The 20,346-nt window shown below is 39.8% G+C and carries 22 protein-coding genes; 4 read left to right on the top strand and 18 right to left on the bottom strand.

From position 1 onward, the window contains the following. Window positions 1-526 precede the first annotated feature (526 nt). Together QLQ94_RS20420 and QLQ94_RS20415 are read left to right on the top strand one after the other, a co-directional pair. Window positions 527-1,717, top strand: a complete 1,191-nt coding sequence (locus QLQ94_RS20420) for a PAS domain-containing sensor histidine kinase (RefSeq protein WP_482498368.1) — start codon at window positions 527-529, stop codon at window positions 1,715-1,717. After that, window positions 1,714-2,766, top strand: a complete 1,053-nt coding sequence (locus tag QLQ94_RS20415; protein WP_271337375.1) for a response regulator — start codon at window positions 1,714-1,716, stop codon at window positions 2,764-2,766. Before QLQ94_RS20420 ends, QLQ94_RS20415 begins: the two co-directional genes overlap by 4 nt. Window positions 2,767-2,827: 61 nt before the next feature. Here QLQ94_RS20415 and QLQ94_RS20410 read toward each other — a convergent pair whose 3' ends face one another. From QLQ94_RS20410 to QLQ94_RS20370, 9 genes are all read right to left on the bottom strand, one after another. Beyond that, window positions 2,828-4,381 carry a L,D-transpeptidase family protein gene (locus tag QLQ94_RS20410; RefSeq protein ID WP_271337376.1) on the bottom strand — a complete coding sequence of 518 codons (1,554 nt, stop codon included), beginning with the start codon at window positions 4,379-4,381 and terminating at the stop codon, window positions 2,828-2,830. A gap of 118 nt (window positions 4,382-4,499) precedes the next feature. Next, window positions 4,500-4,784 carry a hypothetical protein gene (locus tag QLQ94_RS20405; RefSeq protein ID WP_271337377.1) on the bottom strand — a complete coding sequence of 95 codons (285 nt, stop codon included), beginning with the start codon at window positions 4,782-4,784 and terminating at the stop codon, window positions 4,500-4,502. A 164-nt stretch (window positions 4,785-4,948) separates the two neighbouring features. Next, on the bottom strand, window positions 4,949-6,262 hold the full coding sequence (locus QLQ94_RS20400) for a hypothetical protein (RefSeq protein ID WP_271337378.1): 1,314 nt from the start codon (window positions 6,260-6,262) through the stop codon (window positions 4,949-4,951). Between the two features lie 5 nt (window positions 6,263-6,267). Next, complete coding sequence (locus QLQ94_RS20395) at window positions 6,268-6,867, bottom strand: YceI family protein (RefSeq protein ID WP_271337379.1); 600 nt, start codon at window positions 6,865-6,867, stop codon at window positions 6,268-6,270. A gap of 25 nt (window positions 6,868-6,892) precedes the next feature. Further along, a complete protein-coding gene (locus QLQ94_RS20390; RefSeq protein WP_271337380.1) occupies window positions 6,893-7,363 on the bottom strand; it encodes a ferritin-like domain-containing protein in 471 nt (156 codons plus the stop codon). Between the two features lie 152 nt (window positions 7,364-7,515). Then, on the bottom strand, window positions 7,516-8,262 hold the full coding sequence (locus tag QLQ94_RS20385; protein WP_271337382.1) for an SDR family NAD(P)-dependent oxidoreductase: 747 nt from the start codon (window positions 8,260-8,262) through the stop codon (window positions 7,516-7,518). A 21-nt stretch (window positions 8,263-8,283) separates the two neighbouring features. Continuing rightward, window positions 8,284-9,246: an MlaD family protein gene (locus QLQ94_RS20380; protein ID WP_271337383.1), complete on the bottom strand. Its 963-nt coding sequence runs from the start codon at window positions 9,244-9,246 to the stop codon at window positions 8,284-8,286. A 42-nt stretch (window positions 9,247-9,288) separates the two neighbouring features. After that, window positions 9,289-10,032 carry an ABC transporter ATP-binding protein gene (locus QLQ94_RS20375; protein ID WP_271337384.1) on the bottom strand — a complete coding sequence of 248 codons (744 nt, stop codon included), beginning with the start codon at window positions 10,030-10,032 and terminating at the stop codon, window positions 9,289-9,291. A 3-nt stretch (window positions 10,033-10,035) separates the two neighbouring features. Continuing rightward, window positions 10,036-10,794 carry an MlaE family ABC transporter permease gene (locus tag QLQ94_RS20370; protein WP_271337385.1) on the bottom strand — a complete coding sequence of 253 codons (759 nt, stop codon included), beginning with the start codon at window positions 10,792-10,794 and terminating at the stop codon, window positions 10,036-10,038. Between QLQ94_RS20370 and QLQ94_RS20365 the strand changes: the two genes are divergently transcribed. Then, complete coding sequence (locus tag QLQ94_RS20365) at window positions 10,739-11,032, top strand: hypothetical protein (protein WP_482500007.1); 294 nt, start codon at window positions 10,739-10,741, stop codon at window positions 11,030-11,032. The two genes, QLQ94_RS20370 and QLQ94_RS20365, sit on opposite strands and share 56 nt — an antisense overlap. Window positions 11,033-11,115: 83 nt before the next feature. Here the strand turns inward: QLQ94_RS20365 and QLQ94_RS20360 are convergent, their stop codons facing one another. The 9 genes from QLQ94_RS20360 to QLQ94_RS20320 form a co-directional block, all read right to left on the bottom strand. Continuing rightward, window positions 11,116-11,787: a BON domain-containing protein gene (locus QLQ94_RS20360; protein WP_271337386.1), complete on the bottom strand. Its 672-nt coding sequence runs from the start codon at window positions 11,785-11,787 to the stop codon at window positions 11,116-11,118. Between the two features lie 56 nt (window positions 11,788-11,843). After that, on the bottom strand, window positions 11,844-12,395 hold the full coding sequence (locus QLQ94_RS20355) for a DUF1003 domain-containing protein (RefSeq protein ID WP_271337387.1): 552 nt from the start codon (window positions 12,393-12,395) through the stop codon (window positions 11,844-11,846). A gap of 68 nt (window positions 12,396-12,463) precedes the next feature. Next, complete coding sequence (locus QLQ94_RS20350; protein ID WP_271337388.1) at window positions 12,464-13,846, bottom strand: NAD-dependent succinate-semialdehyde dehydrogenase; 1,383 nt, start codon at window positions 13,844-13,846, stop codon at window positions 12,464-12,466. 16 nt (window positions 13,847-13,862) lie between these two features. Continuing rightward, window positions 13,863-14,354, bottom strand: a complete 492-nt coding sequence (locus QLQ94_RS20345) for a hypothetical protein (protein WP_271337389.1) — start codon at window positions 14,352-14,354, stop codon at window positions 13,863-13,865. A gap of 148 nt (window positions 14,355-14,502) precedes the next feature. After that, complete coding sequence (locus QLQ94_RS20340) at window positions 14,503-14,907, bottom strand: hypothetical protein (RefSeq protein WP_271337390.1); 405 nt, start codon at window positions 14,905-14,907, stop codon at window positions 14,503-14,505. 217 nt (window positions 14,908-15,124) lie between these two features. Continuing rightward, window positions 15,125-16,285, bottom strand: coding sequence for a glycoside hydrolase 100 family protein (locus tag QLQ94_RS20335; RefSeq protein WP_271337391.1), 1,161 nt, complete (start codon window positions 16,283-16,285; stop codon window positions 15,125-15,127). Window positions 16,286-16,297: 12 nt separating this feature from the next. Further along, window positions 16,298-17,440 (bottom strand): glycosyltransferase family 4 protein, encoded by a 1,143-nt coding sequence (locus QLQ94_RS20330; RefSeq protein ID WP_271337392.1) that lies wholly within the window; start codon window positions 17,438-17,440, stop codon window positions 16,298-16,300. Continuing rightward, complete coding sequence (locus tag QLQ94_RS20325) at window positions 17,437-18,078, bottom strand: PIG-L family deacetylase (RefSeq protein ID WP_271337393.1); 642 nt, start codon at window positions 18,076-18,078, stop codon at window positions 17,437-17,439. The genes QLQ94_RS20330 and QLQ94_RS20325 overlap by 4 nt, the downstream gene beginning before the upstream one ends. Window positions 18,079-18,210: 132 nt before the next feature. Then, complete coding sequence (locus QLQ94_RS20320) at window positions 18,211-18,906, bottom strand: Crp/Fnr family transcriptional regulator (protein WP_271337394.1); 696 nt, start codon at window positions 18,904-18,906, stop codon at window positions 18,211-18,213. A 122-nt stretch (window positions 18,907-19,028) separates the two neighbouring features. Here QLQ94_RS20320 and icd point away from each other — a divergent pair, with 122 nt between their 5' ends. Beyond that, the gene (gene icd, locus QLQ94_RS20315; protein WP_271337395.1) at window positions 19,029-20,300 is read left to right on the top strand and encodes an NADP-dependent isocitrate dehydrogenase; all 1,272 of its coding nucleotides are present in this window, start codon (window positions 19,029-19,031) and stop codon (window positions 20,298-20,300) included. The last annotated feature ends 46 nt before the right edge of the window (window positions 20,301-20,346 follow it).

Raw genomic sequence — 20,346 nt, 5'->3', positions numbered from 1 at the left:
ATCCTGTATTTTCTTTGCAGGTTTTCTTAATTACTTTGAGATTGTTTTTTATGTTTCGAAAATTCGGGGCTTTCTATTTGATAATTGCGGTTCCCATTTTATGGTATCCAGAACATCTCTCTGTAAAATTTCATTCTTTTTCGTTCTTGTTCCTTTAAATTAAAATTCGACTGAAAACTTAAATTGTATTCTTTATTACTAATACAAAGTTGAGGTAGAAGCAAGGAACTGGAAATGACAGTCATCAGCAATAAAAATGATGTAGGGCACTTTTAGAATAAAAAATAGACAACGATTAAACCGATAAGAAAAGGTCACTCTATTAAATTTTACTTATTTAAAAATGTCAATCCATTATTAAAGATTTTTTAAAAGTAGATGGAGCGGTTAAAATTATCAGAATAAGTTTTGTTTGTTGTTAAATGAATGATAATGTGTTAATTATAGTGTGAAATTCAGGCAGAATGTAACTTCCCATTTTTAAATAGCCGACCTTTATAAGGATCATCATAATTTGATCGATTTGATGATGGACAATGCCGCCCTGTTATACGCTCTTGTACAAAATGCTTTGGATGGCATCATTACCATAGATGACATTGGTACTATCGAAACTATTAATCCAGCCGGCTGTGTACTTTTTGGTTATCAGCCAGAGGAAGTTATAGGTAAAAACATTTCAATGCTTATGCCTTCTCCGGATAAGGAAAGGCACAATAACTATTTAAGTAAATACAAAACAACAAGAAAAGCCAGCATAATTGGTGTGGGGCGTGAACTGACAGGAATGCGTAAAGGCGGTGCTCTGTTTCCAATGAAACTTGGAGTTAGTGAGGTAAAATATTCAGGCAGGACTATTTATGCCGGTTTTATTCATGATCTATCCCAGCAGAAAATAGATGAGGAAAAGTATAAGGATTATGCATCTCATCTGGAGGAACTTGTCGAGGAGAGGACAAAATCGCTCAACGATACTATTTTTGCCTTGGAAAAGGCAAAAGAAAAAGTGAGTATTTCCCTGGAAAAGGAAAAAGAGCTCAGTAAATTAAAAAACCGGTTTTTATCGATGGCTTCCCATGAATTTCGCACACCGCTCAGCAATGTGCAGTTATCGGCCTCACTAATTGAAAAATACGCTATACCTTTTGAAAGTGAACCTATCGGAAAACATATTGGCAAGATCAAAAATTCGGTAAAGAGCCTAACGGCGATACTCAATGACTTTCTGTATGTTGAAAAATTGGAAATAGGCAAAATGAAGCCTGAGTTCACTTGTTTTGATCTGGTTAAATTTGGCGAAGAAATAACCGAAGAAATGCAGCTTCTGGCCAAACCCAGCCAAAATATCATTTGTAAACATCTCGGAGATCAAACCATGATATACCTCGATGCTAATTTGTTAAAGAATTGTGCCATTAATTTAATTGGAAATGCCATAAAGTATTCCGGAGACAGCTGCTGTATTGATTTTACAACAGAAATTAATGATTTAGATTATATCATTTCAGTTCATGATGACGGAATCGGTATTCCTTTGGAAGAACAAAAACATTTGTTTCAGGCTTTTTTCAGAGCGTATAACACCGGCAGTATCCCTGGGACTGGGCTAGGTCTGAATATAGTGAGCCGTTACGTTTCACTTATGAAGGGAACAGCTGATTTTAAAAGCAATGAACAAGAAGGAACATTATTCACCCTAACATTTCCCATATCATGAGCAAAGTATTGATTATTGAAGACCATAATGACATTAGGGAAAATATTGCCGAAATACTTACTTTGGCAGGTTACACCATTTATCAGGCCAATAATGGTAAAATAGGGGTTGAATCTGCTGTTGTAAACCTGCCCGATATTATTTTATGTGATATTATGATGCCCGAACTGGACGGTTACGGTGTATTGTATATGCTGAATAAAAATCCAAAAACAAGCACTATTCCTTTTATTTTTATAACTGCCAAATCCGAAAGAATTGATTTGCGAAAGGCCATGGAAATGGGAGCAGATGATTACTTGACCAAACCTTTTGATGATATGGAACTTTTACAGGCCATTGAAAGCAGGCTGAACAAAAAGAATTCAGAAAGGGATTTTTACAGCCAGTCCCTGGGACAGCTTGGGAGTTTAGTAGGGGATAGGGAAGGACTTTCCGAGCTAAAAAAAATGATAGAGGAGCATATTCACAGGCCCTTTAAGAAAAACCAGATTATTCACTATGAAGGGGATCGGGCTATAGGTCTTTACCTGGTGATCTCAGGTAAAATCAAAACAGTTAAGATGTCTGAAGACGGTCGTGAACTGATGACCGGTATGTACCATGCCAATGATTTTTTAGGGGTCAATACAATTCTTTCTGATGATACCTACACCGATACTGCAACAGCACTGGAAGATAGTCAGGTCTGTTTTTTTCCAAAAGAACAGCTCGAAGAATTGCTAAAACTATATCCTGATGTAGCCGAAAAATTCATTAAAATCTTATCGAATGAGATAAGGAGCAAGGACACTCATTTGCTGCAACTGGCCTATCAGTCGGTCAGAAAGCGCATTGCCGAATCCCTGCTGAGACTCTTTCGTCAGGAAGAAGCCGCAAAAGGGGATAGCATCAATGTAACAAGGGATGATCTGGCGGCGATGTCAGGAACGGCTTCAGAAACCGTGAGCAGGACCTTAACCGAGTTTAGAAATGAAGGATTAATAGAAAAAAAAGGCAGCCAGCTGAAAATTCTGGATTACATGAAAATAAGCAAGATGAAAAATTGATATAACAGAAAAATCCCAATGGGTACTCCATTGGGATTTCTTAAATTGGCAGGCCATAAACTTAATTTTCAAAAAGTACTTTGGCCAGTGCATTGTCCCGATTATAAAGGTCATCGTAAAAGGCAATATTTCCACTGCCGTCAGCCCAAGCAGTAAAGTAAGCAATATAGACGGGGATTTTATCCTGGAGCACATAGGTGTTTTCTTTTCCTAAATGCATGGCTTCATCCACTTTTTTGATACTCCAGTTCGCTTCTTTTTCCATAATAGCGATTGCAAGATCACGGGCTTTTTCAACCCGTACGCATCCATGGCTAAAAGCCCTTTTGTCTTTATTGAAAAAGGATTTTGATGGCGAATCATGAAGGTAAATGTTATGGGAGTTTGGAAACATAAATTTCACATATCCCAATGCGTTACTACCTCCAGGTTTCTGCCTTACTTGTCCGTCATGCCATTCCATATTCTGATTTTCAAGGTAATTAGGATTCTTTTTTATCTTGGGTAGTATTTCTTTTTTAAGAATACTCGTGGGTACATTCCAGTATGGGCTGAAAGCTAAATAACTGATATTGCCACTAAATACTATGGTTTTATGAAATTCCTTTCCTACTACCACTTTGTAAACAAGAATTGGTTTTCCATCACGATAATAGAGCAGTTTGTAGGAAGGTATGTTTACTGCGATATATTCCTGCGCAGTATTTATTTTAGGACTGATCCAGCGGCATCTTTCCATATTAACCGAAATGGTTTTGATCCTACTCTCTACAGGAACATTAAGCATTTCAATAAGTTTGGGCGTGATCTTGTTTTCAAAATCATGATTTTGACTGGTTCCATAAGCTAAAATGCCGTCAGTTATGGTTTGATCAAAAACAAGAGATGCGTTATCCTCTTTGACAAAACCCTCTAAAAAAAGTCTGTTTCTGACCTCTTTTATCGTAGTGGAAGAATCGCCCTGATGAAAGGATTTGATTTCTTTTTCAAATTTAACAATTTTCCAGCCTCCGTTTTTTTCAATTTCAAGATATTTTTTTAAAGCCTCTTTAAGGGGATAATATTGATTAAAATAGTCGTGTTTGAATTCTTTTTTAGATTCAATTCCCTGTACAAGGGTGTCAATGTATGCCACGTTGGAAGCATTTTCTCTGGGAAGATACCATCCTGTTTCTTCGCTTTTTCCTATGGTAAATCCACTAAAAACTTTGGTAGTATAGAAAAAATACATGCAGCTGATCAGTAGCTCAGATTCTAAATTTGGAATTGTACTGGCATTTTGTTCAAAGATTTTTTCCCATTGGGTTTCATAGGGTATCTCTACAGGAAGCCCTTCTTGTCTCATTTGCCCTACCTGTTTGTGCAGTGCATAGGCAAATTCAACAAGTCCTTTGTTGTTGTACCAAATATAATCGCCATGTTTTTTGTAGAGTAGATGTACCTGAGCCTGATACGGGCTGAATTTAGGATAGGAGTCAAAAAAAGCAGCAATTTTTGTGGTGTCGATTTGCGAAAGATTTTCCTGAAAATGTTTTTGAATATGATTCACAGAATCTGCCCGGGACATTAGCCAGGTACCGCATATTAAGAAAATCAATGCGTATTTATATTTCATCGGGGAGGTATTAGCTTGGATTTTTCGACAGTATAATTTGAAAGGGGGAAGTCTTTAATTAAAATGAACATAACAATAGGTACTGTTATGTTCAGGTTTTCTTTAATTGCAGGATATTTTAATTGGCTTTAATTTCGTCGGCCGCCATCTCTGTGAGTAATTTATTTTTTTTCACCTCGGGCAGCATTCCATTTTGGCCTTTTTTTATTTTTTGAGCTTTTTTTAGTTTCTTTCCTTTAACTCCTGCAGTAGTTTTAACGATTCTCTTATTGATTTTTTTAGCTATCTTTTTGGCTGTATTGTCAATTGTTTTCAGAATCTTTTTTGTGTTTGATTTTGCGGTTAGTGCAGTGGTAATTGCCGTTGTTATTTCAGCGGCCATTTTTTTTGAATTTGCTTTCATAATTTAAATTTTTATAGATGTTATCTTTGATATCTGATTTATTGAAATAAAACCAGAGGTATTATATGGATACAAAAATGAGCAGAACTTTAGCCTTACAAAATGACTCTGCTCATTTTCATAATTGATGTTAGACACTTTTTACAAGTATCTTTTTGACATATTTAAAATCCCACCGTTGATTCTAACATAAAGCCGTCGAATTGCCCGCCATTTCTGATATCGCTAGGCTGAAAATTTTTATACTTCTGGTTTACGTACTCCGCTTTGATCAGGATATTTTTAGTTAAGAACCAGCCGGCAGAAGCTGTGACTCTATTGATTTTTTGGTCATTTTGATTTAGCGGAGAATCAGTTAGGGTATTGTACCTTCCTGCAATCCAGAAATTTTCTTTTCCGGCAGGAAATCTATAAATTAGATCAATAGCAGACTGTACAACCTGGTGGGTATCTGACTGGGTAATTTTTCTTCCTTTGGCAACTTCATAGGTTCCAAAAATTTCTAATCCTTTAAATTTCAGAAAGGGATTAAACATTAATGCGGTTACCTCTTGGCTGAATTCTGGATTGTAACGTCCGGATCTGAAATTGTCAACAGCCGTTGCAGTTGTATTCTCCAATACATAAAAATAATGGGAACCGGTCCGGTCACCTGCAAAAAGGGTATTGTTCAAAGCTCTTTTTACATGGTAAAAGGAACCGGTAAGCCTTAGTCGTAAATCTTTGTCGAATTGTTTATCATAACCTATTTTACCATGTAATGCCGCTGTGGGTTTGTTTAATTCTCCTGTTGCCGCATCTATTTTAGTGGAAACCACCACAGTTGGGTTCAGGGCGCCATTTGTGAGTCCCAGCATGATCATCATGCCTGAATTGTCATGGTAATATACTTCACCTCCAATTTCAGTAGCAAATTCATCCATGATGTAGTTTTCAATAAAAGGGTTGTAAATGGCGTTTCCTCCGTCACTCCTTCTAAAGTGCTGATCCCCATAGTCTACGTCGTAGGCGCCTACTTTAAGAGTTACATATTTCATTGCCTGATTTATAAAATTGCTTTTTAGAAAAGAAAGTTTATCAAACTGTATATAACCTCCCTTGACCCAGGTTTCCTCATGGTGTCTTGATGACAAATATATAGTAAGGTTCATTCGTATTCCGTCATCTAGTTGCGTATCGAGATTCATATTGGCCATAGCCAGATTGAACCCATTGGTAATATCAATAAGTTCATTGCTGTTTATTGCGTCAATCAGTACAGGGGTTGCTGTATTTTGATGGTTTAGTCCCTGAAAATCCAATGTTAAGTTCCCTCCCATTTTTACTGTGAAGCCTTCAAAAGAGGAGCTGTCCTTCTTGGTGGTTTCAAAAACATTGAGTCCTCTTTGGTCGTTGTACCTAAAATACTGCATAGGTTTCTTTTGTGCCTGTGCCAATGTTATCCAAAGGCACAGTAATAGCAATATTATATTTTTCATCTGAATTAAGATTTTTCAAAAAGGAAAGAAAATTCAAGTTTGATCGCATCACCGGTTTTCATGACTCCGCCCATAAATACAGGTGCAGCAACATTGTAGTCGCTCATGTTTATGGGGTAATTGCCCTCACAGCTGATGCTTCCATCTTTATTTACAAAACAGTACAAATCAATAACAACATCTTTGGTAACACCTGAAATGGTAAGCTTTCCGGCTGTTTTGATATGGAATTTGGAATTGCTGAAGCTCATTACTTCAGCGGAGACCTGTTTGTACAGGATTTCTTTAAACTGATCCGTTTTCAGGGCTTTGTACGCATTTTTGTCTAATTTTTTCTGACCGCTTTTAAGGGTGAGCACCGGCAGGTTAAACTCAATAGCGCTGAGTTTTGTAATTTGATTTTCACTATCGATATTAAATGCTGCTTTTCCTGAAAAAGAAGCCGTTTTCATCGTCCAGTCGTGGAAGGTGGAGGTTCCCGATATCTTCATTTCATTAACTTTGGATGTACCAATTTTGAAATGGGATTGTGCCAAAACCGTCTGGTTCATCCCTGAGAAGACTATGGTCAGAAGTAAAAGCGTGAATTTTATTTTAGTTTTCATGATTGTTCTTAATTTATTAAAGGCATTATTTTAAGTAGGAGCGAAGGAACCAGGCCATTTTTTCATGGCTTTCGGTTAGTGTGGTAACAAAATCATCTGTTTTACAGTCTCTAGAAGTCGTTTCAAGCAGGGATGTATTGTTTTTTAGTATCGTAATAAGGTTTTCATGATCACCGAGCAATTCATTGATATAACCTGCGCGATCATTTATTTTTTTTCTTTTTTTATTGAACCGCGTCACCTTTAAAAAAGCCTTGAGCATGGCATCAGCATAATGACCTGAGGCATGAACACGTTTCTCAACGCGCTCAATTATACTATCAATTTCGCTGGATTGGGCTGTAAAAAAAAGATATTTATCCTGAAAATCAATCGACTGTAAACTGTTATTGATACTTTGAGTTTTAGTTAATAGGATGTACTCATCACAAAGAATACTCGAGAGTTTACTCGATAGGTTTCTTATATGAGCTCTTTTTGAAGTAGTGGTTTTCATTTTCGTTTTTTTTGAATTGCTTATTTTCAGAGCAAAGTTGAAACTATTAGAGCCAAACCAAAATGATAGAAAGCGCAGCAATAAGTGAGCGTTGTTACTTATTGGCAAGTGCAATATCATAGCTGTTGCCAAAGTCATAATAAAGCAGACCTTTAAGCCAGTACGCCGCCGTCCAAAATAATTTGGGTACCATTGCAATAACTCGAATCATCACAGGCCAGAAAAATAAATGTTTTGGCTACTTCTTCAGGCGTACATAACCTTTTGGCCGGAGTGCCATCGATCCAGGCCTGATGGACTGTTTGCGGCGCGGCGCCCAGTAAAGGTGTTTCTACATAATAGGGACATATAGCGTTGCCGCGTATGTTTTGGGCACCATATTGAACGGCGATATTTTTTGTTAATCCCAATACTCCATGTTTGGCAACCGTATAAGGAACTAAACCGTGCTCGGCTTTTAATCCGCCGAGGGAAGACATGTTGACAATAACACCACCGCCTTGTTTGAGAAATTGCTGTAATTCGTATTTAACACAATAGAACTGGCCGGTAAGATTCACGGCGATTAGTTTATCCCATACTGCTTCAGGCATATCGTGAATTCCTGAATATACCCCGCCGATTCCTGCATTATTAAACGCCACATCAAGCCTGCCGTATTTCTCAACTGTGGCTGTAATGGCCTTTTTAACGCTCTGAACATCACTGACGTCAATTGGGACGAACATACACGGAGCGCCCAGCGCTTCAATATCCAGAATTGTCTGTTGATGGTCTTTTCCGGGAAGATCGGCAATTACAACTGTCGCGCCTTCGCGCGCCGCTTCCAGAGCGGAGGCTTTTCCTATTCCTGAATTACCACCTGTGATAAATACTACTTTGTTTTGAAGTCTGTTCATTTTTTCTTTGGGTTTATATTTTTAATTAGCACCGGATGCTTTTTGCAGTTCCAGTTCTTTTTTTGCCTCTTGTTTTTTCTTTTTTTTGAAATAACCCCTAAGCAGGAAATTTTGCTTGGCAGCCAGTTCGATTTCAATTAAATTCTTAGAGCCTGTCTGTAAATTTGTTAAGGTTGAATCTAAGGAATTGGACAATTTCTCATCACTGATCAGTTTTGGCAGGATGCCTTTTCCTGTATTTAGTTTTGAGGTAAAAACATTTAAATCAGAGACACTTTTCTCAAAACCAGAAAGTGTTTTTTTAATGCTGTTGGCATAATAAGGATCAGTCATGAGCTTTGATAACGTTCCGTCCTTATCGTTAATTTTTTTGGTAAAAACAGCAAATTCGTTGGAACTCTCCTTTAGGTTTTTCATCGTAACATCGATACTGTTTGCAAAATTCTCATCGGTTAATACTTTAGAGAGTGCGCCTTTTCCGTTATTGATTTTATAGCTGAATTCAGAAAGTTGTTTGGTGATGATCTGAGCATTGTCAACACTTTTTTTGAGCCCGGCAATCAGATCTTCCATCCCGACAGCTTCATTGGAAGCAATCATATCGCCGTCTTTTACCATTTGCGCGAAGCTGTTTTTAGGAGAAATTGTCAGTACTTTATCGCCCATTAGCCCATCGGAGCCAATACTGGCCCAGGCATCAGTTTTAATGTATTGATGCACTTCTTCCCTGATGATCATGTCGACCACTACGGTAGAATCGGATATAAAGGAGATGTCTTTTATGGTACCAATATTAATTCCGGACAATAGTACATTATTGCCGTTTTTGAGTCCGCTGACATTTTTGAATTTTGCTTTCAATTGGAAGGTGTCACCAAACAGGTTTTGGCTTTTGCCAATAAAATAAACCGCTACGAGAAAAATCGTCAGCGCGGCAATGACAAACAATCCCAATTTCCAGATATAGCCTGATTTTTTCTTCATGATGGTATTATTTAAATAGACAGGCGAGGGCCTGTCGGGGTATTAATTGTTTGCAAAAAAGAATGATCTTACCCACTGATCAGTACTGTTTTCGAGTTCCTCATAGGTGCCCTGCGCATGAATCAGACCATCTTTGATAATGATGATGCGGTTTCCGGTCATTTTAGCGCAGATCATATCATGGGTAATGATAATGGAGGTTGCTTTGTATTTTTTCTGTACCGATAAGATCAGTTCGCTGATTTCCTGCGCCGTAATGGTATCAAGTCCGGCTGTGGGTTCATCGTAAAATATGATTTCGGGCTTGATAATTATCGTTCGTGCCAGGCTAATACGTTTGACCATACCGCCTGATAATTCAGAAGGCATCTTGTCAATAGCTTCTTTTAGCCCAACGCTGTCCAGGGCTTCCATAATCTGCTGCTGAATGTCTTCTTCTGTCAAATGGCGCGTATGGTGTTTGAGGGTAAAAGTCAGGTTTTCACGAACCGACATGGAATCGTATAAGGCTCCATCCTGAAACATAAAACCTATTTTGAGCCTGATTTCATTGAGTTCTTTATAGGTAAGTTTTGTCATGTCTGTGCCGAGGATTTCCATTTTACCTTTATCTGGATCCAGAAGGCCGACAAGGCATTTTATTGCCACTGATTTCCCTGAGCCGGAGCGTCCCAGGATTACAAGATCCTCGCCTTTGTTTACCTCAAAACTAATCCCTTTAAGCACTTTGTTCTTCCCAAAGGCTTTGTAGAGGTTTTTGATTTTTATGATGGGTTCGTCTTTCATGGTTTAAAAAAATAAATCGGTGATTTGAACTGCCAGCATATCGACAATAAAAATAGAAAGTGATGCTGTTACGACTGCTGAATTTGCAGCAAGTCCCACGCTTGCCGTACCGCTTGAGGCATTAAAACCTTTATAACAGCCGATGACCCCGATAAAAAATCCAAAGAAGAACGTTTTTATCGTAGCGGGCATAAGATCCAGATAATCCAGATGTTCAATGACTTCTGAAAAATACCTACTCATTGTAATGGTATTGTGTATATTATAGCCAATGTAACCTCCAAAAATACCCACCAGATCAGCAAAAATAACCAATAGCGGCACCATTAGTGTTGTGGCTAATATTCGGGTAACCACCAGATATTTATAGGGATTCACGGCAGAGACTTCCATGGCATCGATTTGAGAGGATACTTTCATTGACCCCAGTTCAGCGCCTATGCCTGATGCAATTTTTCCGGCGCAGATAAGTGCTGTAACCACTGGTGCTATTTCCCTGATCAGGGAAAGCGAAACCATACTTGGCAGCCAGGATTCTGCCCCAAATTTTGTCATGGTCGGCCGCGACTGAATGGTTAGTACCAGACCCATGATAAAGCCCGTTATGCTTACAAGGGGAAGTGATTTGCATCCAATGGTGTAACATTGGCGAAGGAATTCATTGATTTGAAAAGGAGGGACAAAAATTTCTTTAAAAAAACGTCCTATGAACAATGAAAAATTTCCTGCCTGTGTAAGCTGCTCTTTTACGATGGCTATCATTATAAGATTTGATTTAGGTTATAGTTTAAAAAACAATTTTACTGGGTTAGGACCTGATTTCCGAACAGGTGAATTTTCTTCTCTTGACCGCTATAAAATTGAATTTATGATGCTTTTAGTTTTAGTTTTGAATCTTTGTAGTATCCTCAGGCAAAGATGCAATAGCATGGTGCGTTTAGAAATGATGGATATCATTGCGCGAAGTGACCCTCATTACATTTTATTGAAGTTATTTTAAAAAAAATCCCTGAATGGCATAGCATATTCAGGGAAGTTATTTTGTAATTCAGTACTAATGTTTAGATAAATAGTATCAATTTTTTATTCTGTAAAGGCATAGTCATAATCGACTATTAATTCATTTTTCACAAAGGCAACCCCGGGTGTATTCCAGGTAATTCTGGCGGCTTCTTCTTTTTGGTAGAGCGAGGTAACATCGCCAGTAAGTGTTACCGTTGTTCCTGATACCGATACTGTAATATCCTTGGCATTTATGGCCCAATGGCGCGCTAAGGCATTCTCTACGTGTTTTTTCTCAATGGCACTGTTTGATTCTGACTGAACAGTGATATTGTTCATAACACCTTTAACACCCCTGAGTTCGGTGGCAGATTTTCTGGCCAGCTCTTTTTGATAATTCCATCCCAGCTGACCCTCCAGTGTAACCCAGCCGTCCTCAACTTTAACTGTCAGGTTATTATGAGGAAGCAATAGGTTTTCTGAAAAGGATTTTACCAGATCTGAAGCGATATCAGTATCATTTTTTATAAAGTGCCGCGCGTCCTGTATCTCAATTTTTTCAACTACTGCCTTGACACCACCTACTTTTTTGGCGGCATTTTCGGCTTCTGTCTTTTTATAATAATTGTCTACAATTCCCGTAAGGGTCACAACGCCGTCTTTAACAATTACGCCAATTTCTGCGGCATGCAAAAGCGGTTCCCATTTAATGGCATCTTGTACGTCTTTTTGTAATTCTTCATTCGTTTTCATAGGGGATATTTTTTAAATTTATTAGTTTTATTTTTTAAATACTAAAGGTAGCCTGGTCACTTACTTTTTTTTACGGACAGTTTTGAATTGATAGAACGAAGCAGATCATACTGTTTCTGCTGTACGTCAAACAGCGTTTTTATTTCTTCTTCCAGCAGTAAGTCAACCTTTTGATTGAGGCTTCGAATCTGCATTTCTGCCTTTAGGTTGATGAGGTAATCATTTTCACTGCGTATCCGGTCTTTTTGTTCAAGCCTGTTTTGGCTCATCATGATAATAGGGGCCTGCAATGCTGCAAGACAAGAAAGAATCAGATTGAGAAGGATAAAGGGAGAAGGATCAAATTCATAAATCCCGATAGCAAGAATGTTAAAGGTGATCCAAAGGATTAGTATGACAAAGAATGAGATTATAAATTTCCAGCTTCCGCCAAATCGTGCCACCATATCAGAAATTCTTTCTCCCCTGCTAAGGTTTTCAATATCAGGATGGGAGAGCTTGTGTACAATAAGCTCTTCAGCTTCAATGGAATTGCGGACAATCTCATGAAGTTTTTCTATATGTATTTTTACATCCTGTGAAAAAGCATACTTATCCTTTGTTATCATTGGTGTAGTATTATCTTGTTTGAAAACTGTTTTTAAACCTTGTAACGATTTCTATAGGTATTATCGATTTAAAAAGGATCAGAGAGCGCGCTTACGCGGATCAGTTTTTTATTCACAAATTCATTAATTCCAAGTTCAGATAATTCCCTTCCGTAGCCTGATCTTTTGGTTCCTCCAAAAGGCAAATCGGCTTGTGTCCAGGTAGGATGGTTGATAAATACCATTCCGGTATCAATCTGGTCTGCCACGCGTTTACCGCGTTCTATGTCACTGGTGAAAACAGAACCTCCAAGTCCGAATGGGCTGTCGTTTGCAAGGTCAATGGCGGCCTTTTCATCTTTTACCCTGTAAAATGATGCCACAGGACCAAAGAGTTCTTCATGATAAGCGGCCATTCCGGGTTTTAGGTCTGTTAGTATAGTGGGCTCCATGAAAGCTCCTTCGCGTTTCAGGCGGCTGCCTCCAAGCACGACTTTTGCCCCTGCATCTACGGATCTCATGACCTGATCGGCTAGCAGTACTGCAGCTTCCTCATTGCATAATGGACCTAATTCTGTTGTTCTGTCCATAGGATCACCTACTTTCAGGCTGGCCATTTTTTGGGTAAATTTGGCAAGGAATTCATCGGCCACAGCCTCAACAACTATAAATCTTTTTGAAGCCACACAGCATTGTCCGTTGTTATTGATTCTTCCTACCATGGCCCAATGGACTGTTTTTTCGATATCGGCGTCTTCCAGTACAATAAAGGCATCGTTTCCGCCAAGTTCCAAAACCGATTTTTTAAGGTTTCGGCCAGCCTCTGCGGCCAGGCTTGCACCGGCGGCTTCACTTCCCGTTAAGGAAACCCCTTTGATTCTCTGATCAGAAACAAGTGCTGAAGCCCTTTTTCCAGAGATTAGAAGATTGGTGTACAATCCTTTTGGAGCTCCGGCTTCATTGAAGAGTTCTTCGATGGCGATGGCACATTGGGGAACAATGGAGGCGTGTTTAATAAGCACGGTATTTCCGGCAATGATATTAGGGCCTGCGAAACGGGCTACCTGATAAAACGGGAAGTTCCATGGCTCTACCGCAAATACTACACCCAGGGGCATATAACGTATAAAGGCCTTACCGTATTCAGGATCAAGGTGTTTGTCAGACAGGAATTGTTCTCCATTATCTGCGTAGTAATCGATAATATTGGCGCTAAGATCAATCTCGGCTTCTGCCTGCGAGATCAGCTTTCCCATTTCAAGGGTAATGACCCGGGCAAGTTCCTGCTTTTTTTTACGCATTAGAGAGGCCACTTTATGCATTAAGTCAATTCGCTGGGTAAAGGATGTTTTTCTCCAGTTCAGAAAAGTTTCTTCTGCAGTTGCAACAGCTGTTTCAAGGGATGCATCGGTCATTTCTTCAAAACTTTTGATAAGCCTATTGGTATTGGGATCAGTGGTTTGTATTGACATGATATTTGTTTTTAGATTATTTCACATTATTTTTAAAAAGGTCTTTAACAGCTTTGTCAAGTTCATCCATATCGTAGCTGAACTCCCGTTGGAAAGATTCATTTTTCGATACAATGGAATCATCAAATTTGAGCATGCCATTTTCGAATTTAGCGTTACGTTCACGTAGCTTTTCCCTCATTGCTTTGAGCTTCTCGTGGTTCTGGCTCAGTTCATTTTTTAATCTCAAATTTTCTTTTTGATCTGCCGTGGTTATTTTTTTTTGAAATTGCCTGATCTGGTCATTTAAGGCTTCCATATCTTTTTCAGATTTATCATTAAAAGTTTTCCACTCACTTATTGTTTTTTCCTTTGCTGCATCGCGGGAATCTTTTGCAGCCTGTTGCAGCTCTCGATTGGCTTTATTGATATTGTCTTTTGCATCGCTCAGGTCTTTTTTTGATGCCGTATTACAGTTGCAAAACATCAGGGAGACGCTTGCTGCAAAGGTTATTATAGTTGTTTTCATTAGTATCTATTTTATTTTTTTAAGAAATTTTCTTATTGCAAAGATCTATTTAGGTAAGTTGGCAGCAAATGATGCCCGGCAGATTTGAAAGTGATCTAAAACACTTTTTTAAGGATATATCTGATAATCTAAAAAACATGCTATTGGATTAGTCAGGAAGATTTTCTTTCGATGAAATGCTTTTTTCAATTTCAGTGATTTGGGTTTTCTCCTTTTTAATATCCTGACGAAGCAGACCGAAGAGCCTCATATAAACGTTAGCGATCCAGACCAGGGCGAAACCTGCAACGAGATAACCGGTCCAATTTTGCATGAGAAGTTTATATCCCGTAGCAATAAGTACAACAATAGTGACGTAATGGCTAAAACAATATTCGCAGGTAAAGAGATAAAAGAATTTTCGCTCTGCTATAGAGATGCCTGTTTTACTGCGCCGGGTGCAATAGTCTCTAGGCTCCCGGAATACTTCCTCATGGGTTACCGTCCAGGCAACGCATGCAATAGGCATTGCCAAAATAAAAAGCCAGATGATCTGCATACTGATAGGTATCATACGATTTGTGATTTGATGCAAATTTGTATTAAATTTCATCCCCTGCCAATGATACCGATCATCTGAAAAAGTGATCTGTGACACTTCCCGATAGCATCATACTATTCTCCTGATTTGAGCAGGAGCTAATAGTACTGTTTCATCCAAAAGAGTTTTAAAGGGATTAGCGACCTTTATTATGAGCAAAGAATACTTTAAAGTATGCTCAAGCACAGCATCAGAATGCAAAAAAAGGCGTGCTGTTTGTCTTTACGCATTCTGCCGCGTAAAGGTAGAGGGAGGCCGACCAGCTCTGCCAGTCCTGCCCCATAGGCTCGCCATCCTGGGCTTTATACCATTCATTAAAACCATAATCGAGGTCTTTGTTTCTTGATTTTTTAATAAGGTCGGTAAGCAGGAATAATTTTTCTCTTGCCAGTTCCTGTTTTTCGGCCCGAACCAGAGCTGCTATGTGAAGGGCTGAAATGAAAGGCCATATACCTCCATTGTGATAATCCCCGGGAAGATTATACTGCTCATATCTGGGGATCCAGTCGGGATCTTCAGGCAGGATATAAGGGAAGAAATTCGGGGCCAGTTTTAAGGCCAGATCTTTATTCTGTATCATAATATCACATTGATTTTCTATCCATTTCACAATCTCATCTGCCCTCTGCTCAGAAGCAAGTCCTGAGAGAATAGCCAGACTGTTGCCCAAGAGGTCAAATCGTTCACTGTTGTATATTTTATAAGACCATAAGGCGTAATAGGGCTTTTGTTTTATCAGCATCCCCTCATGCAGATGAGTAGGATTTGTAGGGGTGGTAATGGTAAAATGTTCCATTGCGTTTTGCAGTCCGAGTGCCCTTTCCGTATGCCCCAGTATCTTGAGGTGACTGTAGGTCAAAGTGTTAACATACAAGCCATATCCTAACACCCATTGCTCGTCACGCCAGTCACTTGTAGGCTGTTGAGCCACAAGATAATCATCAGAAGGACTTTGGTACTCCATCCAGGTTAATGCCTTTTGGACTGCCTCTTCCAGAAAATCCTTTTCTCCTGTTAATTTTCGGAAAATGCCCACTGCCAGTAAAAATAGAGGCGTGGTATCGCTTGCTCCTCTATTGTCAGGATCGTGGACTAGTGAAGGAATGTTTCCCCTGAGAGACTGATTTTTAGAAAGCACCTGAAGTGTTTTCTGCATCGCTGTGATTAACTCTTCATTTTTGGATACGGCAACACCAAGGATACTAATCATTAAATCCCGCGTATAAGGCTCGGGATATCCCCATGCCGCAGTTCTGGGAAGCCCCTCAAAGGGACCTTTTACATTGTGCAGCAGTACCTGTAGGGCTGCACTTTTTGCTAGTTCTATTTCTGTCCAGTTTCTTTTGCCCATGAGCTGTGGAATTTAATATATTTGGAGTCTTTCATTGATGATTTTTATAAATTTCGCTGCCACAATCCTGTAGTCGAAGTTTTCAACTGCCCGTTTTCGCCCTGCGGTTCCCATTTGTCCGCGCAGGTCTTTATTGTTCATTAATTTGACAAGGGCATCTTTTATATCCGCTACATTGGCGCGGTAATCTACTGTTCTGGGCTCATCAAATACAATTCGCCTGTTTTCCTCAAAACCTGATTCGTTGCCCAGGGTTACTTCATTGACTACTATTTTTTGTCCTATACCCGCCAGGCAGGCAGTCTGGTTGTCTATAAGGGTATCAAGCATTCCCATTGCCTTAATCCCGATTACGGGTTTGCCGCAGGCGCCTGCTTCCACCTGGGGCATGCCAAATCCTTCGAGCCTTGATGGGGCGGCATAGATATCGCAGGCATTTAACAGATACGGAATAAAATTTCTTGAGATGATACTGGTCTGGAATATCACGTTTTTGCTGATCCCGAGCTGTTCGGCAAGCTTTTGATCCAGATTGCTCTGAAGGGCAGTTCTGGGCTGTGGCCAGACCTTGCAGACATACTTCCAGGGTGGCAGCTCTTTCCCTGCAATAGCCAGTGCTTCCATGACCTCACGGGCGCCTTTGGAGGCCGCGTCCCCGCCAATGGTCAGCAGGAGCTGATCCTGCGGATCTATTTCAAGAGCTTTGCGCGCTGCGATTACTTTTGGATCATTTACATCATAAGGCCTAAAGGCGTCGGTATCACAGCCCACGGGAAGGACCTCAATATTATCACCGCTAATGCCATCCCTTACATACATTTCCTTTACCCAGTTGGAAGTGACCAGTATCAGCGGCAAGCCATTGAGTACATTTTGGTAATTGGCAATATAGCCGTCGGCCACGAGCCAGGGTACAGCCGTGATACCGAATTTTTGAGGATGCAGCACCAGCTGTGGCGTATGCCCCCAGTAACCGGTGCCTACCACAACATCGGGTTTAAACCAGTTGTAATACCATTGCTTTTCAAGAGCTGATTCTAGATGAACTGCATGCGCCTCCACGCCATTGGCCAGAAGGCCTTTATAGAGCAGGTCCCCCTGGGTAGCAAGACCACCGGGTGTGGGCGGATAATCGTATAATACAAGTACTTTCATAGTTTTGTTTCTTTAAGCCAGTTATGGGCGTCTTTTTTGCTGGAAAATCTCCAGAATGCTTCTGTTTTTGGAGTCGTTTGAGCTTCCCAGCTATCGGTGGTAAAGCCGTATATTTGGGTCATAATTTCATATTTCTTCTGCCAGATTTCAGATGGAAGTGTTAATTGAATATCAGCATTTGGCATGGCTTTGGGATAATATTGCTTATTGTGGTCTTCGTAGGCAAACACCAAAAGCTCATCACATGAAATTTTTCCTTCATCCCAGAGTCCTATTACAGAGCAGCCTGTTTCTTCATGTCTTAGATGCCTTGTATATTCGCCTAGCGGATTGTGAGTAAGGATGATATCATAGTGTTCTGCAGGTAATAATTGCAGTATTAGGCGGTCGATTTCTGATTTATCTTGAGGTATCTGGTCAGGTCCGTCGTCCAGATTGCCCATGTTACCTGTGCATTGCAGTACTTCGAGCATTCTATAAAATTTAGGAGCCCTGTCAGGGTCGTATTTTCTGCAAAGGCATACTATAAAGCACTCCCAATGGGGATTACTGAGCAGCATTCCTCCAGCCCATAGGGTTTCATCATCAGGATGGGCCACGATAAGAGCTGCTTTTTTTTTCTGTACTTGCATCTCCATGTATTGGTTGTTAGGTATCAGAGAGCAAGTTAAGAGGAAGTAAAAAAAACAAAAATGACGAAGATCACCCCAAAAGGTAATCTTCGTCATTTTTTAAAATAGGCGGCTGGTCTATTTTTACGGAGGTAAAAATCAGTCTGTTTTCACCTGCAGGAGCTGCTCGAGCTGTAGGCTGTCTTTTATATAAATATTTCTTTTGTCAGTTTCAATGTAGCCCTGTTCCTTAAATTGCTTAAGGCTTCTGCCCAGGCTTTCGGGTGATGTGCCGATAAGGTTCGCCAGATCATCACGCGTCAGGTCTATGCCTTTTACTATTGGGGAGTTTCGATTGAACCTGTTTTCCAAAAGGAGTAAAAACAGCGCCAAACGTGCATTCTGGTTCTTTTGTGCCAGTACAGCAATGATGTTGGCCAGAACACCAAATTCGTGACCGATGTTTTTAATGAGTTTTTGCTGCAAGGCAGGAATTTCATTAAGCAGTCTAAGGAAATCTTCCTTAGCTATAAAATTTACTTTTAAATCTTCGAGAGCCTCGCACGAGTCCTGATATCGTTCCTGTCCAAGCAGGGCATGATAACCCAGTACATCTTCCTGGGTATAAATGTAAAATATTTGTTCCTCACCGCTAAAACCCCGTTTGAATTTTTTGGCTTTGCCTTGCTTTATCTGATAGATACCAGTAGGGATGCCCCCTTCATAAAAAAGCATACTGCCCTTTTTTATAACAAGAGGTTCCATAACGTTTTGAACAGCCTGATTTTCTGACTCCGTTAGGTCTTCAAAGAGCAGGTTACTCTGGAAATCAAATTGGGAAAAGAAATCTTTCATAAAACAAATATAACATTTATTAATTAAATACATAACATTTGTTATATATTTGTAAAAATTAGCTGTGCTTCTTACGTTTAATTAAGTAAGTCAATAGCGAAGGTTAAATAACGAAAATAAAGTTGAACCAAGGAAAGTCTGCGTGGAACTTTTTTTCAAAAATTTACAGTATGATGAACGAAAATAAAATAAGTATTCAAAACGGCAGACTCGTCGTGCCTTCCCATCCTATAATTCCTTTTATTGAGGGAGACGGCATAGGGGCGGATATTTGGAAAGCTTCAAGATTGGTTTTCGATGCTGCAGTTCAAAAAGCCTACGGGAGCAGCAGAAAGATCCAGTGGAAGGAAATATATGCCGGTGAAAAAGCTTTTGAAAAAACAGGAAACTGGCTTCCGGACCAGACTATTAAAGATATTGAGGAGTTTCTGGTGGCTATTAAAGGGCCCTTGACCACTCCTGTTGGAGGCGGTATGCGATCACTGAATGTTGCGCTGAGACAAAAACTGGATTTATATGCGTGTGTAAGACCGGTAAAGTGGTTCAAAGGGGTACCTTCTCCGGTAAAAGCGCCCGAAAAAGTTGATATGATTATCTTTAGGGAAAATACCGAAGATATTTATGCCGGCATCGAATGGATGGCAGGAACTTCGGAGCTGGAAAAGGTAAAAAACTTTCTTATTGATGATATGGGGGTTAAAAACATTCGGTTTCCCAATACAGTATCCATTGGTATTAAACCAGTTTCCAAAGAAGGAAGTGAGCGCCTGATAAGAGCAGCTCTCAAGCATGCCATTGATTTCAGGAAGGACTCTGTGACTATCGTGCATAAAGGAAACATTATGAAATTTACCGAAGGACAGTTCAAAGAATGGGGCTATCAGTTGGCTAAAGACGAGTTTGGAGCCAAAGAGTATGAGGGAGGTCCGTGGCTTATTATGGAAAAATACGGACATAAAGTAATTATAAAAGATGTAATAGCAGATGCGTTTTTACAGCAGATCATCTTAAGGCCTGAGCAGTATGATGTGATTGCTACACTAAATCTTAACGGAGATTACATCTCTGATGCCCTGGCCGCTATTGTGGGAGGAATAGGGATAGCGCCCGGAGCCAATATCAATTACGCCTCAGGGGTTTCTATTTTTGAAGCCACACACGGTACGGCGCCTAAGTATAAGGATCTTGACAAGGTAAATCCGTCTTCTGAAATCCTTTCAGGGGTCATGATGCTCGAGTATATGGGCTGGCAGGATGCGGCCGATCTTATCGTAAAGGGACTAAAAGGCGCAATCGGCAATAAAATCGTTACGTATGATTTTGAGCGTTTGATGCAAGGGGCAACCCTTGTGAAATGTTCTGAATTCGGCCAGGCAGTTGTCGATAATATGTAGTATGTTTCATTAGCTGCTTAATCCAGACAGCTCTTAATTGGGCTCT

This window comes from Flavobacterium sp. B114r (assembly GCF_056824125.1).
This window is presented reverse-complemented; position numbering and strand designations above follow the sequence as displayed.